The sequence below is a fragment of the Kribbella jejuensis genome (assembly GCF_006715085.1).
Classification (GTDB): domain Bacteria; phylum Actinomycetota; class Actinomycetes; order Propionibacteriales; family Kribbellaceae; genus Kribbella; species Kribbella jejuensis.
Window position 1 is genome coordinate 496040 of sequence record NZ_VFMM01000003.1, and the last position, 15146, is coordinate 511185.

15 protein-coding genes are annotated in these 15146 nt (G+C 69.6%); 8 read left to right on the forward strand and 7 right to left on the reverse strand.

What is annotated here, in order from left to right:
* Positions 1 to 39: 39 nt before the first annotated feature.
* Positions 40 to 510, forward strand: coding sequence for an FxsA family protein (locus tag FB475_RS38220; RefSeq protein WP_141860645.1), 471 nt, complete (start codon positions 40 to 42; stop codon positions 508 to 510).
* A 14-nt stretch (positions 511 to 524) separates the two neighbouring features.
* On the opposite strand, the gene FB475_RS30030 is transcribed toward FB475_RS38220, so the two are convergent.
* A complete protein-coding gene (locus FB475_RS30030) occupies positions 525 to 1370 on the reverse strand; it encodes a LysR family transcriptional regulator (protein ID WP_141860647.1) in 846 nt (281 codons plus the stop codon).
* Positions 1371 to 1452: 82 nt separating this feature from the next.
* Between FB475_RS30030 and FB475_RS30035 the strand changes: the two genes are divergently transcribed.
* Together FB475_RS30035 and FB475_RS30040 are read left to right on the forward strand one after the other, a co-directional pair.
* Positions 1453 to 2340: an MBL fold metallo-hydrolase gene (locus FB475_RS30035; RefSeq protein ID WP_141860648.1), complete on the forward strand. Its 888-nt coding sequence runs from the start codon at positions 1453 to 1455 to the stop codon at positions 2338 to 2340.
* A 66-nt stretch (positions 2341 to 2406) separates the two neighbouring features.
* Complete coding sequence (locus tag FB475_RS30040; RefSeq protein ID WP_141861682.1) at positions 2407 to 4632, forward strand: FUSC family protein; 2226 nt, start codon at positions 2407 to 2409, stop codon at positions 4630 to 4632.
* Here FB475_RS30040 and FB475_RS30045 read toward each other — a convergent pair.
* The 3 genes from FB475_RS30045 to FB475_RS30055 form a co-directional block, all read right to left on the reverse strand.
* Positions 4601 to 5758 carry a GDSL-type esterase/lipase family protein gene (locus FB475_RS30045; RefSeq protein ID WP_141860650.1) on the reverse strand — a complete coding sequence of 386 codons (1158 nt, stop codon included), beginning with the start codon at positions 5756 to 5758 and terminating at the stop codon, positions 4601 to 4603. The genes FB475_RS30040 and FB475_RS30045 overlap by 32 nt on opposite strands.
* A 1-nt stretch (position 5759) precedes the next feature.
* Positions 5760 to 6410 carry a TetR/AcrR family transcriptional regulator gene (locus FB475_RS30050; protein ID WP_141860652.1) on the reverse strand — a complete coding sequence of 217 codons (651 nt, stop codon included), beginning with the start codon at positions 6408 to 6410 and terminating at the stop codon, positions 5760 to 5762.
* A 91-nt stretch (positions 6411 to 6501) separates the two neighbouring features.
* The gene (locus FB475_RS30055; protein ID WP_130448290.1) at positions 6502 to 6873 is read right to left on the reverse strand and encodes an RNA polymerase-binding protein RbpA; all 372 of its coding nucleotides are present in this window, start codon (positions 6871 to 6873) and stop codon (positions 6502 to 6504) included.
* A 306-nt stretch (positions 6874 to 7179) separates the two neighbouring features.
* Between FB475_RS30055 and FB475_RS30060 the strand changes: the two genes are divergently transcribed.
* Genes FB475_RS30060 through FB475_RS30075 form a run of 4 tightly spaced genes read left to right on the forward strand, consistent with a single transcriptional unit; the run spans position 7180 to position 11057 of the window.
* Positions 7180 to 8562: an efflux RND transporter periplasmic adaptor subunit gene (locus FB475_RS30060; RefSeq protein WP_141860654.1), complete on the forward strand. Its 1383-nt coding sequence runs from the start codon at positions 7180 to 7182 to the stop codon at positions 8560 to 8562.
* The gene (locus FB475_RS30065; protein ID WP_141860656.1) at positions 8552 to 9244 is read left to right on the forward strand and encodes an ABC transporter ATP-binding protein; all 693 of its coding nucleotides are present in this window, start codon (positions 8552 to 8554) and stop codon (positions 9242 to 9244) included. The genes FB475_RS30060 and FB475_RS30065 overlap by 11 nt, the downstream gene beginning before the upstream one ends.
* Positions 9244 to 10476, forward strand: a complete 1233-nt coding sequence (locus FB475_RS30070) for an ABC transporter permease (protein ID WP_141860658.1) — start codon at positions 9244 to 9246, stop codon at positions 10474 to 10476. Before FB475_RS30065 ends, FB475_RS30070 begins: the two co-directional genes overlap by 1 nt.
* Before the next feature lie 11 nt (positions 10477 to 10487).
* Complete coding sequence (locus FB475_RS30075) at positions 10488 to 11057, forward strand: hypothetical protein (protein WP_141860660.1); 570 nt, start codon at positions 10488 to 10490, stop codon at positions 11055 to 11057.
* Between the two features lie 188 nt (positions 11058 to 11245).
* On the opposite strand, the gene FB475_RS30080 is transcribed toward FB475_RS30075, so the two are convergent.
* Positions 11246 to 12259, reverse strand: a complete 1014-nt coding sequence (locus tag FB475_RS30080) for a class I SAM-dependent methyltransferase (protein WP_238332524.1) — start codon at positions 12257 to 12259, stop codon at positions 11246 to 11248.
* Between the two features lie 49 nt (positions 12260 to 12308).
* Between FB475_RS30080 and FB475_RS30085 the strand changes: the two genes are divergently transcribed.
* The gene (locus FB475_RS30085) at positions 12309 to 12887 is read left to right on the forward strand and encodes a TetR/AcrR family transcriptional regulator (RefSeq protein ID WP_141860662.1); all 579 of its coding nucleotides are present in this window, start codon (positions 12309 to 12311) and stop codon (positions 12885 to 12887) included.
* A 38-nt stretch (positions 12888 to 12925) separates the two neighbouring features.
* Here the strand turns inward: FB475_RS30085 and FB475_RS30090 are convergent, their stop codons facing one another.
* Positions 12926 to 14299, reverse strand: coding sequence for an MFS transporter (locus FB475_RS30090; protein WP_141860664.1), 1374 nt, complete (start codon positions 14297 to 14299; stop codon positions 12926 to 12928).
* A gap of 87 nt (positions 14300 to 14386) precedes the next feature.
* On the reverse strand, positions 14387 to 15139 hold the full coding sequence (locus tag FB475_RS30095; RefSeq protein ID WP_202878604.1) for a glycerophosphodiester phosphodiesterase family protein: 753 nt from the start codon (positions 15137 to 15139) through the stop codon (positions 14387 to 14389).
* Positions 15140 to 15146 lie beyond the last annotated feature (7 nt).

Genomic DNA, 15146 nt, shown 5'->3' on the forward strand with positions numbered 1-15146 from the left:
CCTGTAACACTGGGGTGAACTTGCGGGAAGGGATTCGAGATGCCGTGGTTGATCGGGCTGGCGCTGCTGGTGGTGCCGATCGTGGAGATCTACGTGATCATCCAGGTCGGCCACGCAATCGGTGGTTGGCCGACCGTCGGGTTGCTGCTCCTCGAGAGCGCGCTCGGCGCCTGGCTGGTGAAACGTGAAGGCCGTCGCGCCTGGAAGGCCCTCCAGTCCGCCGCGCAGAGCGGCAAACTCCCCGGCCGCGAACTCACCGACGGAGGCCTCGTCCTGATCGGCGGCACGCTCCTCCTGACGCCGGGTTTCGTCACCGACATCTTCGGCTTCTTCTTCATCCTCCCCTTCACCCGCCCGCTGGCCCGCCGCCTGATAACCCGCTTCATCAACCGCCGAGCCACCACCCTCACCCCACCCGCCTTCACCCCCTTCATCCCCGGCCCCACCCAACCCCGCCACCCCTCCTCCGCCGACATCATCCAAGGCGAAGTAATCGACCCGGAGAAGTAACCGGCTGAAACCGGTCAGCGGTAGATCGGCTTGGCGGTTTGTAGGAAGGAGAGGGTTAGAGGGGTTGAGTCGGTCCAGGCTATTAGTGCTGGGGTGGGTGGGAGGTCGGTGAGGGGGACTGTGGTTAGTTGGGGGCCGGGGTTGGGGTGGGGTAGGGGAGTCAGGCCGATGGTGCCGTTCCAGAGGACGGACTGGAGGCATTCTTGGACGGCTCGGACTACTGGGCCTTGGCGCGGTTGGCCGCCGTTCCAGTAGGACTGCCAGATGGGGTCGGTGCCGGGTGGGAACTGGAACCAGCGGCGGTCGGACAGGTCGGCGAGGGTGAGGGATTCGCGGGTCGCGAGTGGGTCGTCGGAGCGGAGTACGACGCCTACCGGGTCGGAGCGGAGTTCGTACGTCTGCAGCCCCGAGTAATCGAACGGACCGCGGGTGAGCGCGATGTCGACGAGGCCGGCGCGGAGGCCGCAGGTCGGATCGTCGAGGTCCGTCTCGCGGATGTGTACCTCGACGTTCGGGTGACGGCTGCGGTACGCCGCGGCGAGTCGCGCGATGTCCGGGTCCGTACTGTTGCCGAGGATGCCGACGGTCAACGACGCGGCGCCCGCGGCGGCGGCGACCCGGCTGCGCACCCGATCCGCCTGCGCGAGCAGTCGGCGCGCATCCACGAGTAGCGCGCTCCCGGCCGGAGTGAGGCTCACGCCCGACGCCGACCGGTTGAACAGCGTCGTACCGAGGTCGGTCTCCAGTTGCCGGATCGCGCGGCTCAGTGGAGGCTGGCTCATGAAGAGGCGGGTCGCGGCGCGGCCGAAGTGCAGTTCCTCGGCGACGGCGACGAAGTACCGCAGCGTGCGTAGTTCCATCACCTGCGACGATACCCGTCGGGTATCGGTGATGCCGGACAAGTCTTGGACGCGGCCGGTACGCCGATGGTCAGCTGGACGCATGCTCGAAGACCCGATCGTCAACCTCACCGACGTCCAGGAGCTCGCCCGCGACGTCGTCGTGATCCCGAACCACAACGTCGACCTCGTCCCCAACATCACGCTGATCGGCGGCACCGAAGCCGTACTGGTCGTCGACACCGGCCTCGGTCCGCGGAACGCGCAGCGCGTTCTCGAGTTCGCAGTGGAGTACGCCGCCGGACGCCGGCTCTACCTGACGACGACGCACTTCCATCCCGAGCACGCGTTCGGCGCGGGCGTGTTCGCCGGCGAGGCGACGTACCTCGTCAACCGTGCGCAGGCCGACGACCTGACCACCAAGGGCGACGGGTATCTCGCCATGTTCCGTCAACTCGGCGAGCCGGTCGCGCGTGAACTGGAGGGCGCGACGATCCCGGCGCCCGATCTGACGTACGACGAGACGTACGAACTCGACCTCGGCGGCCGGGTGGTCGAGCTCCGCGCGACCGGCCGCGCCCATAGCAAGGGTGACCAGGTCGTCACGGTCCCCGGCGAAGGCATTCTGCTGACCGGCGATCTCGTCGAGACGGATCAGTTCGCGATCTTCCCGTGGTTCCCGCCGTACGACGTGGACGTGTCCGGCGTGCGCTGGATCGACGTACTCGATCGGCTGGCCGCCGGACGTCCGCGGATCGTCGTACCGGGGCACGGTGAGGTCGGTGACGGGCGGCTGCTGGCACAGGTGCACGACTACCTCGTCGAGCTGCGGGACGAGACGTGGAAGCGGCGCGACTCCGCCGAACCTGAGGACACGATTGCGGCCGAGGTCCGCGCGCTGATGATCGCGCGCCATCCCGACTGGCGCCTGCCCGAGTGGATCGACCGTGGCGTCGGGTGCCTCTGCGCCGAACATGGTCGAGTCGACTGACTGTGATGCGGATGTCCCGGTTCGCGTGACCAGCGGGAAGCGGTGGTGGAGACTGACACGGTGACGATGCTCGTTCGGCGGATCGCCGGGTGGTTGCGGCGGCGGGATCCAGGGTTGGCGGCGACGCGGCGGGCGGCACGGACCGCTGTGGTGATGCCGGTGTTGTTCGCGTTCTGTGCCGGCATGCTGAAGGCGCCGACGATCGCGACCTACGCCGCGTTCGGGGCGTTCGCGATGTTGCTGCTGGTCGACTTCTCGGGGAGGGCTCTGCAGCGGATCCGCGCGCAAGTACAGCTGGCGGTCGCCTGGCTCGTACTGGTGTCGCTCGGGACCGTGGCCGGGCACTCCCTGTGGACGGCGATCGTGGCGACAGCGGTCGTCGGTTTCGTCGTACTGTTCTCCGGCGTCGTCAGCTCCGTCCTCGCCGGCGCTGGTACGTCGTTGCTGCTGTCGTTCATCCTGTCCGTCGCCACGCCGGGTTCACTCTCGACGCTTCCCGATCGCCTCGCCGGGGTGGCGATCGCGGCCGTCGCCGCAGTCGTCGCGGTCTCGTTCCTCTGGCCGCGCACGTCGGTCGACCCGCTCGATGCGCCGGCCGCCAAGGTGTGCCGGGCCGCCGCGGCGCAGTTGCGATCCGAGGCGCTCGACTCCGGGGACGTGTGCGTCGTACGGAGGCAGGCGACCGCGACCGCCACCGACGAACTGCGCCGCGCGTTCACCGCGACGCCGTACCGCCCGACCGGACTGTCGACCGGGTCCCGCGCGCTCGTGCGGCTCGTCGACGAGCTGACCTGGCTGAGCGCGATCATCGACGAACATGGGCCGGAGGCAACGACCTGCGACCCGGAGTCGGCCGCCGTACACCTGACCGCCGCCGACGTCCTCGAGTACAGCGCGGACCTGCTCGAGAATCCGGCCCAGATCGTCGACAATCTGACGGGCGCGATGCAGGCGCTCCGTGACGCTCTGGCGAAGCTCGAGGACGGCGCGGTCGACCGGCTGCCGTCGACGTACCGCACCGAGGCCGACCTGCTCGGCAGCCTGAACGTGTCGTTCCGCGCGCAGGAGATCGCGTTCGGCGTGCTGCAGATCGCGCAGAACGTCGAGGGCGCGCGGAGGGCCGATCAACGCACCTGGACCGACCGGTTGCTCGGCCGCGATCCGAGTGCGCTGGCCGGCCCGTTCGCCAGCGCCAGGGAGCGGGCCGCCGCGCACCTCGAGCCGCACTCGGTCTGGTTGCACAACAGCATCCGTGGCGCGGTCGGTCTCGCGGCGGCGGTCGCGCTCGCCAACCTGACCGGCGTGGAGCACGGCTTCTGGGTGATCCTCGGGACGCTGTCGGTCCTGCGTTCCAACGCGCTGAGCACCGGCCAGAACGCGTTCCGCGCGATCGGCGGCACGGTCGTCGGGTCGATCATCGGCGCCGGCCTGCTGCAGCTGATCGGCGACAACCGGACCGCGTTGTGGATCCTGTTGCCGCTCGCGGTCCTGGTCGCCGGGATCGTGCCGGCGGCGATCTCGTTCGCGACCGGGCAGGCCGCGTTCACGGTGACGCTGGTGATCCTGTTCAACATCGCGCAACCGGAAGGCTGGTCGCTGATCCTGTTCCGGATCGGCGACATCGCGCTCGGCTGCGCGGTCAGTGTCGCGGTCGGCTTGCTGTTCTGGCCACGCGGCGCGTCGAAGGCGGTCGGCAAGGCGCTCGCCGAGGCGTACGTCGACAGCGCGCAGTACCTCGTCAGCGTCGTCCGGTACGCCGTCTCCTGCTGCGTACCCGGTCCGCCCGCGCCACGGGACGGCCGGCGCGCGGCGGCCGCGGCGCGCAGGCTCGACGACACCTTCCGCACGTACCTGGCCGAGCGTGGCGCGAAGACCGTGCCGCTGAGCGAGATGACCGCGCTCGTCACCGGCGTCGTCGCGATCCGTCTGGCGGCGGACGCCGTACTCGAACTCTGGGAGCGGTACGCCGATGGGCGACCGCCCTCCGACGACCGGGCCGCGGCGCAGGCGGCCTTGCTCGCGTCGGCGGACCGGCTGCTCAAGTGGTACACGAACCTCGCGGACGCGCTCGACGGCGGTACGCCGATGCCCGAGCCGCTGGCCCACGACCACCCGGCGAAGGCGCGACTCGTGGACGCCGTCCGGCACGACCTGTTCGACGCCAAGGACCAGGCGACGCCGACCGCGATCCGGATCCTGTGGACGTACGACCACCTCGAAGTAGTCCGCCGCCTGCAGCCGGGCCTACTGACCGCCGCGGCTACCTCGACGCAAACGGCCCCTTCGGACTGAATGCATGCTCGACGAAGCGGTCGGCCATCAGTTGGTGGGTGGCGGCGTCGGGGTGGAGGTCGTCGAGCAGGGGGTGGGCGACGTTGTCGGTCTCGCAGTACAGGGTGCGGCCGTCGAGGTAGTGCAGGTTCGGGTCGGTGAGGGCGCGCTGGGCGACGATGCGTTTGAGTTCGGCGCGGATCACCGACAGGGTGAGCTTGCCGGCCGCGACCTCGTCGGGGTTGCCGGTGGCGGTGAACCGGAGCTCGCCGGCGGCGAGGGCCTCGAAGTTCCAGCCGGTCGGACCGGGGGTGTGCTCGTGGATCGGGCAGAGGATGGAGGAGACGATCAGCAGCGGTGTGTCCGGGTGGCCGTCGCGGATCGTGTCGAGGAAGCCGTGGACGGCGGGCGTGAAGGTGAGTAGGCGGAGGCTGTCGGAGTTCACGATGTTGATGCCGAGCTTGAGGCTGATCAGGTCGGCCGGCGTGTCGCGGATGATCCGCGCGTAGAACGGCTGCAAGTACGCGCTGCCGCCGAGGCCGAGGTTGAGCAGGTCCACTCCGGCGGCGGCCGCGACCAGGGCGGGCCAGGTGCCGGTCGGGTGGGTCGCGTTCGAACCGTGGCTGATCGAGCTGCCGTGGTGGATCCAGCGGCGGGCGGTGGACGGGACCGGTTCGACGAGGGAATCGGTGCGGAGGGCAACGAGTTCGGTGGTTTCGTCGTGCGGGAGCCAGATCTCGACGATCTTCTCGGCGGCCGGGAGACCGGTGATGCGGAGGGTCTGGGGCGTGCCTTCGCGGGTCTCGGTGGCGCCGGTCGTCAGGTCGATCGTGATGACGTCGCCGTCCGCGGCAGTGAGCTGGGTGACGAGCTTGCCGTCGATGAGTACGTCGTACACGCCGTCGGGGCGCGGGGGAGCGCCAATGTAGTCGCGTTTGGTCGGGAGGGTGTCGAGCTCGATCTCGGTCGCCGCGGTACGGAGCACCAGGCGGACGCCGGACGGTTGGGAGTCGACCATGTCCGTCTGCGGGTCGTCGTACTGCTCCCGCGCCCAGACTGGGAGACGGTGCGGGAGGTAGCCGCGGGCGGTCTGCTCCAGGTCGAGTGCGCCGCGGAGGAGATCGAGGGCGAGGGGAACGGTCTGCATATCAGCTCCAGGTCCGGAGGAGGTGGTCGAGGGCGTCGAGGATGCGTGGCCAGCTGGTGTCGCTCGGCGGGTCGCTGTAACTGAAGGAGCCGGCGAGCTCGAGGGTCACGTAGCCGTGGACGACGCTTCCGATGAGCCGGACGGCGTCCGTCTGCTGCGGCTCGCCCAGGTCGTAACCGCGTAGGACGGCCCGCCAGAGCTCCGAATGCCTCCGCCCGGCCTCCACGTACTCCGTTCCCAGAGCCGAGGTGGAGCGAGCGCGGCGCACTCCGGCCTCTGGCTGAGCCGGGGTGCGACGGGCGCCGGTCGGTGGTTGGTCGGTGGGGGGTGCGGGGGTGTGGCGGGCTGCGGCGTAGCGGCCCGGGTGCTCACGGGCGTAGGTGCGGTAGACGTCGGCCATCGCGGTGAGCGCGTCGGCGCCGGATCGGCCGGCGAGGGCAGCGGCGGCCTGGTCCGCGAGCTCGGTGAGTGCGACGGTGGCGATGCGGGTCTTGAGGTCCTCGGAGTTGCGGACATGCGAGTACAGGCTGGCGACCTGGACGTCGAAGTGGCGGGCCAGCGCCGAGACGGTGAGCTGGTCGAAGCCGAGCTCGTCGGCCAGTTCCGCGCCGGCGGCGGCGAGGCGCTCGCCGGTCAACCCTGCTCTAGCCATAACTCATTATGCAATTACCTAAAAGCTTTAGGCAAATCACGGCATGAAGAAACCCTCACCGCGCCGTTGCGATGAGGGTTCCCGGTGTGGCTCAGGCCGTGCGCTTGGTCCGGTGCAGGTGCGCCGGGCCGATCTCGCCCTTGCGGAGCAGCTCGACCCGCTCGGCCAGCAGCTCCTCCAGCTCGGAGATGCTCCGGCGCTCGCGCAGCATGTCCCAGTGCGTACGGGCCGGCTTCTCCTGCTTCGGCTCCGGCTTCTCGCCGGTGGAGCGGGCGGCCTCGCTGCCGCAGTGCGGGCACTCCCAGACCGCGGGTACCTCGGCGTCGTGCGCCATCGTCACCTCGACCACGTGCCCGCGGGGGCAGTCGTACGTGATCATCTGGCGCGGCGCGAACTCGACACCACGGTCGTCCTCGAAGCTGACCCCACCCAGCCCCGAACCACGCAGTACGCGATTAGACATGTCAAACCTCCGAGATCGTCATCCGTGCCAACGGTCGGCCGGCCCGGATCATTCCCATTTTGGCATGTCCGAGCCATATGTACGCACCTGACGGCACTTGATAACGCCGTCGTGACCCGGCGTCATCGCGTGTTCACAGAGCACTAGGGGGCACTAGGGGGCACTAGGGGGCACTAGGGGGCACTAGGGGGCACGGCGTGTCGCGTGCCGACCGACGTACGACGTTCCAAAACGATATCTGGTTCACAGCCTGTTGCCAGGAAGTGAGGATCTCCTCTTCAGTAATCCTCCTTAGCCTCAGCATCCATGGTGCTACCCCGCCACAAGCTCCGTGGCCTCAGTTTCGTGAACGTGGCCCTGGTGGCCATCGTGCTCGTCATCGGCGTCACCGCCTACTTCCTGTTCTTCAAGAAGGACCCGCCGGCCGCCAGCGCGACCCGTCCGACGGCCACCGTCCAGCGGGGGGAAGTCACCGCGAGCGTGACCTCGAGCGGCACGCTGCAGAGTTCGCAGACCGCGTCGCCGCAGTTCGAGACCTCCGGCACGGTCACCCAGGTGCTGGTGAAGGTCGGCCAGGTGGTGGCGAAGGGTACGGCGATCGCCAAGATCGACCCGTCCGCGGCCGAGCGGCAGCTGGTGATCGCCCAGCAGAACCAGATCGCCGCGGCGAACTCGGTGACTGCGGCGGAAGGCACCCTCAGCGACGCGCAGGACGCGCTCGAAGCAGCGGAAGAGGCCTCGGCATCGCCGACGCCCACTCCGGCCAACGGTCAACAGCAGCAACAGCAGTCTCAAGGTCAGGGTCAGGCTCAGAGTCCGGAAGTTGCCGTGAGCAACGCCGAGGCCAACCTGGCGAAGGCGAAGGCCGACAAGGAACAGTCCGACCAGGACGTCGAGGCCGCCCAGGCCGCGGTCGACGCGACCACGCTGAAGGCTCCGATCGCGGGCACCATCACCGCGATCAACGGCGCCGTCGGCTCGGTGACGGGCGGCTCCAGCTCAGGGTCAGGATCCGGCGGCACCGGGGGACAGGGCTCAACCTCAGGTCAAGGTTCATCCTCGACGGCGGCCAGTACGTCGTCCACGTCCGGGACCGGCTTCGTCGACATCGCCGACCTCAAGTCGCTGCAGGTGGTGGCCGCGTTCGCGGAGGCCGACGCGATCAAGATCAAGGCCGGACAGTCCGCGACCGTCACGCTGAATGCCGAGCCGGGTACGACGCTGACCGCCTCGCTGGCGACCGTTTCGCCGGTTCCGACCACCACGAACGGCGTCGTTTCGTACTCGGCCACCTTCAGCCTCACGAAGCTCCCGGCGAACGCGCGGATCGGCCAGACCGCGAACGTCACGGTCCAGACCGCGAAGGCCGTCAACGCGCTGTACGTCCCGAGTACCGCGATCGCGACGAGCGGTACGACGTACACGGTGACCATGGCCGACGGCAGCGGGACCCGAGAGGTGCAGGTCGGGGTCCGCGGTGACAGCTACACGCAGATCACGTCCGGTCTGAACGAGGGCGATCAGATCGAGCTGCTCCAAGGCACGATCGGGAGCACGGGCACCCAGAACCGGCAGGGGCAGTTCGGCGGCGGTCAGTTCCCTGGCGCGGGCACCGGCGGCGGCTTCGGTGGCAGGGGCGGCGCTGGCGGCACGGGTGGCGCGGGTGGCGGAGGTCTTCGTGGCCGCTGAGTCCCTGATCGAGATCCGGGACGTCACCAAGACGTACGGCCACGGCGAGACCGCGGTGCACGCGCTCCAGGGCGTGTCGCTGCGGGTCGAGGCGGGGGAGTACGTCGCGGTGATGGGCTCGTCCGGATCGGGCAAGTCGACGTTGATGAACATCCTCGGTTGCCTCGACGTACCGTCGCGCGGGGAGTACTGGCTGGACGGCAGCAACGTGGCCCGGTTGACCGAGGACCAGCAGGCGCTCGTCCGCGGCCGGAAGATCGGGTTCATCTTCCAGTCGTTCAACCTGATCCCGCGGACCACCGCGCTGGCGAACGTCGAGCTGCCGCTCACGTACGCGCACCTGCGCCGGGCCGAGCGCCGGCGGCGGGCCTACCGCGCGCTCGAGCTGGTCGGCCTCGCGGACCGTACCGGGCACCGCCCGAACCAGCTGTCCGGCGGCCAGCAGCAACGCGTCGCGATCGCCCGCGCGCTCGCCACCGGCCCGCGGATCCTGCTCGCCGACGAGCCGACCGGCAACCTGGACGCGCAGTCGACCGACGAGGTGCTGGGCATGTTCGACGACCTGCACGCCGACGGGCGGACGATCATCGTGATCACGCACGAGCACGAGGTCGCGGCCCGCGCGCGGCGGCTGGTGCAGGTGTCCGACGGCCGGATCGTCCGCGACGAGGTGACCCGCTGATGTCGCCCCGCGACCTGATGGGCGCCGCGCTCCGCGGGCTCACCGCGAACAAGCTCAGGTCCCTGCTGACCGTTCTCGGCGTGTCGATCGGCGTCGGCGCGGTCATCGTACTGGTTGCGGTCGGCAACGGTTCCGGCAAGGCGGTGCAGCAGCGGCTGGAGGCGATGGGTACCAATCTGCTGACGGTCTCCACGACCGGCGGTGGCGGCGGGTTCGTCCGCGGCCAGGCGGGTCCGGCGAACCAGCAGTACAGCCTCACGCTCGACGACGCGGCGGCGCTCGCGGACAAGACGCTCGCGCCCGACATCGCGTCGGTCGCCCCGGTGATGACGAGTTCCGCTACGGCGACCAACGGCGACACGAGCTACACGGTCAACCAGGTGATCGGTACGACACCGGCGTACCTGCCGGCGACCAACACGCCGGTGCAGATCGGGCAGGCGTTCACGCAGGCTGATGTGGACACGTCGCAGCGGGTGATCCTGCTCGGGCAGACCGCGGCGACCGAACTGTTCACCCGGCCGGCGAGTGCGGTCGGGCAGACGATCAAGCTGGGTGCCGTCGACTTCACCGTGCTCGGCGTACTGGCGAGCAAGGACAGCACCGGGTTCAACGACCCGAACGCGACCGCGATCGTCCCGATCAACACGCTGCGCGCGACCCAGGCCGGGTACGGCGCTCTGAACCAGATCGTGGTGCAGGCGTCGGACAAGGACCGCGTCGACATGGCGCAGGCCGAGGTCACGCAGCTGCTGACGGCACGCCACCAGGTACCGGCGACCGAGACGACGTCGCCGTTCCGGATCACGAACTCGGCGCAGATCCTGCAGACCAGTCAGGACACCGCAGCGACGTTCACCGCGCTGCTCGCGACGGTGGCGGCGATCAGTCTGGTCGTCGGTGGCATCGGCGTCACCAACATCATGCTGGTCACCGTCACCGAGCGGACCCGGGAGATCGGCATCCGCAAGGCACTGGGTGCCCGGCGGCGGACGATCCTCGGGCAGTTCCTGATCGAGGCGACGCTGCTCAGCCTGATCGGCGGCGCGGTCGGGGTCGGGGCCGCGCTGATCGTCACCCGCTTCCAGTTGGCCGGCGTCCAGCCGGTGCTGGTGCCGTCGTCGATCGGACTCGCGCTCGGCGTGTCCGCGGCGGTCGGCCTGTTCTTCGGCAGCATGCCGGCGCACCGAGCCGCCGGCCTCCGTCCCATCGATGCACTACGTCACGAGTGAGAGAGAAGCAGATGAGCAACCAGACGCCGGACGAGTTCGCCCAGATCGGGTCCGACGAGGAGGTCGACGCGGCGCTGAAGCCGAAGAAGACCCTCAACCTGCCGCTGGCGACGGCGATTCTGGCCGGTGTCGTCGTGCTCGCGATCGGGCTGGCGGGTGGCGCGGGGCTGCATGCGGCGTTCGCGTCGAACAGCACGTCGAACCAGCCGCAGGCGGGGCGCGGTTTCGGCGGCTACGGCGGCTACGGCGGCTCCGGTGGCTTCCGCGGCCAGAACGGCGCGAACCGGCCGGGAAACTTTCCCGGCGCCGGTCAAGGTGGCGGTGGGACCGTAGGCACGGTCGTCTCCGCGAACGGTTCCGAACTGGTCGTGAAGACCCAGACCGGCAACGTCACGGTCAAACTCACCGGCTCGACGACGTACGACATCACCTCGAAGGGAACCGCCGCCGACCTCAAGGCCGGCGAACAGGTAGTCGTCAGCGGTCAGAACACCAACGGCACCATCACCGCCAACACCGTCCGCCAAGGCTCGTTCGGCGGGTTCCGCGGCAACCCGAGCGCGACCCCGTCGACCCGCTGAGGATCCCCAGGCCATCACAATCGCCCGCGCACCGCGCCGCTGAGCGCCGGCGCGGTCCACGACCGAGGATTGCGATGGCCTGCCGGTCCGCCCCGAGCCGTGCGCCCGGCCAGCACCCCGGCCGGGTGCAGCTTCACGGACGGGTGCTGGGGAACGAGCTGCAGGCGAGGCGGTCCGGTCGCGTGGTCTCAGGTGCGGGTGGCGAAAAGGGCTACGGCTGTGGAGTCGAGGGTGAAGGAGCCGCCTGCTGCGTCGATGGCGGCGCCCGTGGCCTGGAGGACTGATTCGAGTTTGCCCGCGGCGGCGAGCGGTTTGGCCAGGCCGCTGGTGCGCATTTGGTCGAGCCACTCGTCACGGGTGTAGGTGCGGGACCAGGGGAACGTCGGGCGCCGGATGTCGGTGAAGGCGGGGCCGAGGTTGTCGGCGGTGCGGTCGAGGAAGTGTTCGTATGCGCCGAGCGGTGAGGCGGCGGCCCGTCCTGCGGCTGGGTTCTCGGGCAGTACGTCGCGGAGCACGTCGGCGAACGCGGCGCCGAGGTCCTCTGGCGGTTGCAGCACGTACCAGAACACTGCGAACAGCCCGCAAGGCCGCAGCACCTCCGCAGCCTTTGCCGCACCAACCACCGGATCGACCCAGTGCCACGTCATCCCCGCGACCACTCCGTCGAAGGTGCGTCCCGCCGGGTCCCACGTCTCGAACGGCGACACCTCCACCTGGACCCCGGTCGCCCGCGCGTACGCCGCCATCCGCTCGTCGACCTCCACACCGAGCACGCCGCACCCCGCCGCCTGCAGCTGCCGCGCGACGATCCCGGTCCCGCACCCCACGTCGACAACCTCCCGCCCCGGCATCGCCGCAACAACCGCCTCGATCAACCCGTCCGGATACCGAGGCCGAGCCCGGTCGTACAACCCCGCATCCACCCCGAACGACTCAGCCATATCCCGCCGCCGATGCGGCTCCCCACCCCCAACCAACCCACCACCCCCACCACCACCGTCCGCCTCCCGGCCCGCCGGCCCACCGGCTGCGTCCCGGCTCGCCGCCCCACCGGCTGTAAGCCCACTCTGCTCGTCGGGTTGCGGCTGGTCGGTCGGCTCGTTGTTCGTCTGGTCGGCGGTTGGGGGATGGGGGTGGGGGCGGCCGGAGGCTGGGGGCGGGTAGGTGGAGGGTTCGGGCTCGGGTGGCGGTAGAGTGGGCATGTGCCCACGATAGTGGGCGGGTGCCCACTTTTGTCAAGGATGGGTTGGTATGCCTACTGGTGTGGCGATGCGGGACGCTCGGGAGTTGTTGTTCGGCGCGGCTGAGCGGGTGTTGTTGCGGGACGGGCCGGAGGCGCTCACCAGTCGGGCGGTGACTACCGAGGCAGGGTGTGCGAAGGGCCTGCTGCACAAGCACTTCACGGACTTCGACGGGTTTCTGGCCGAGCTCGTGGTGGATCGGATCGCGCGGATCCGTCAGCGGGGTGAGGTGCTGCTAGGAGCAGTCGGGCAGGGGAGTGTGGTCGAGAATCTGACCGGCATGCTGACCGAACTGTTCGGGTCGGTGGCGGTGGCGATCGTCAGTCTGACGATCTCGCGGGACGGCCTACGGGCCCGGCTGCGGGAGGCCGTTCCGACCGGCGTGCCGATCCTCAGTGAGGCCGGCCAGGTGATCCGCGACTACCTGGCCGCGGAGCAGGCCGGCGGGCGGATCCCGCCCACCGCCGACACCGACGTACTCGGCCTGACCCTGATCGGCAGCACCCACATGATGTTCGCCGACCGCACCGGCGCCCGCCCGGCCGAGGCCGACGTCCGCGCGTTCGTCGCCTCGGTCGTCCCCGCCTGACGACCGCAGACATCCGCCTCCGCTCGAACAACCGTTGCTCAGACAACCGCCGGCTGGGTGTTGCCGGCCTCGTCGATGCCGCGGCGCATGTCGACCTTGGCGAGCAGCGCGAGGCCGATGACGAAGAAGATGCCGAGTGCGACGATCGCGGGACGGTACGAGCCGGTGAGCTGGTGCACGAGCCCGAACAGCAGCGTGCCGAGCCACGACGTACCGCGTTCGCCCGCCTGGTAGAGCGAGAAGTACTCCGCCTCGCGGCCCTTCGGGATCAACTGGCTGAACGCCGACCGCGACAGCGCCTGGGTGCCGCCGAGCACGATCCCGATCGCGACGCCCATGGTCAGGAACGGCACGATCTGGTGCGGAGGCAGCAGCAACCCGGCCACCACGATCAGCACCCACACCACCAGACCGCCGGCGATCGTCTTGTGCGCGCCGTACCGCGCCGCGACCCGCCCGAATACCAGCGCCCCGAAGAACGCGATCAGCTGCACCAGCAGGATCGTCGCGATCAGCACCTGGGTCTCGAAGCCGAGCTGTTTCTCGCCGTACGTCGACGACACCGAGACCACGGTCTGGATACCGTCGTTGAAGAAGAGGTACGCGATCAGGAACAGCATCGTCATCCGGTACGCGCGCATGTGCCGGAGCGTCCCCGCGAGTTGCCCGAAGCTCTGCCGGATCAGGCTCCCACTCCGCACGACCTCGACGTTCCGCGGTGGCCGGTTCCGGAGCCGCAGGTACGGGAAGAACGTGAACAAACCCCACCACAGCCCCGCACTGAGCAGGCTGAGGCGGACGGCGGTACCCTGACTCATGCCGAGCGCGTCGTGGAAGGTGACCACGGCCAGGTTCACCAGGAGCAGCAGGAAACCACCGGCGTACCCAAGGGCCCATGCGCGGGACGACACCGTGTCGCGGTCGTCCGGCGGAGCGATGTCGATCAGGATCGAGTCGTACACGACCAGGGACGACCCGAGGCACAGGTTCCCGATGAACAGCGGCACCGCGCCGAGCACCCACCGGCCGCCGCCGACGAACACCATGCAGCTCGCCGCGACCGCCCCGGCCCAGGCGAAGCCGCACATCAGCAGCTTCTTGTTCGCCAGCCGGTCCGCGATCGCGCCGACCACCGGCAGGAACAGCGCCGACACCAGGGTCGCGACCGTCACCACGTAGAAGGCCAGCGAGCCGGGGGAGACGCCGAGCCCGAGGATGCTCAGGTTGGTGTTGCACGGGTTGTCGGTGGTCCCGACGAATCCGCAGGCGGCCTTCTCCGCGACCGACGTCAGGTACGGCGCGAACAGGACGGTGCCCGTGGTGGTGACGTAGCCGGAGTTCGCCCAGTCGTAGAAGCTGAACCCCCAGTACTCACGCTTGTCGACCGTCGCCGGGGGCGAGAGGAATCCCATGCGCGGAAGTGTGTCATTTCCCGGATACGCAGCGGCGTACCAACGGATAACACTTCAGTGCTCCTTTAGTGCCCCTTCAGTGCCCCTTTAGTGCCACTGACCCCGCTCGATCAAGACCTCGCGCAGCAGGTCGGTGCGGTCCGTGATGATCCCGCCGACGCCCGCGTCGAGCAGCCGGCGCATCGTGCCCGGATCGTCGATGGTCCACACGTGGACCTGCTTGCCCCGCGAGCGGGCCCGCCGGAGCAGCCCCGGCGTCAGCACGCGCAGCGCGCCGTACCGGTCCGGGATCTGCAGACAAGCGCCCTTCGAGGGCAGTGCGAACGGCAGGAACCGGATCAGCGCGGTCTCCCACTCGCCGTACCCGGTGCACAGCCGCGGGCCGAGCAGCTTGCGGATCCGCCGTACCCGCGACTGGGAGAACGACGACACACAGACCCGGTCGATCGCGTTCGCGGCGCGCAGCACCCGAGCGGACGGTTCGAGGCCGCCCTCGGCCTTGATGTCCAGGTTGAACCGGGTGTCCGGGAACTGTTCGAGCAGCTCGTCCAGCCGGGGGATCGGCTCGTGACCGTTGATCCGCGCCTTCTGCACCTCCGACCACGGCAGGTCGGCGATCGCGCCGGTCCGGTCGGTCACCCGGTCGAGCCGGTGGTCGTGGAACGCGACGACGACCCCGTCGCTGGTGGCGTGCAGGTCGGTCTCCAGGTACCGGTAGCCGAGGTCGACGGCGTGCTGGAAGGCGCGCAGCGAGTTCTCGTACCCGAGCAGCTCGGGATGCTTCGCGCCGCCGCGATGGGCCATGGCGATCGGACCGTCGTGGTCGAGGTACGGGTACACGCCTGCA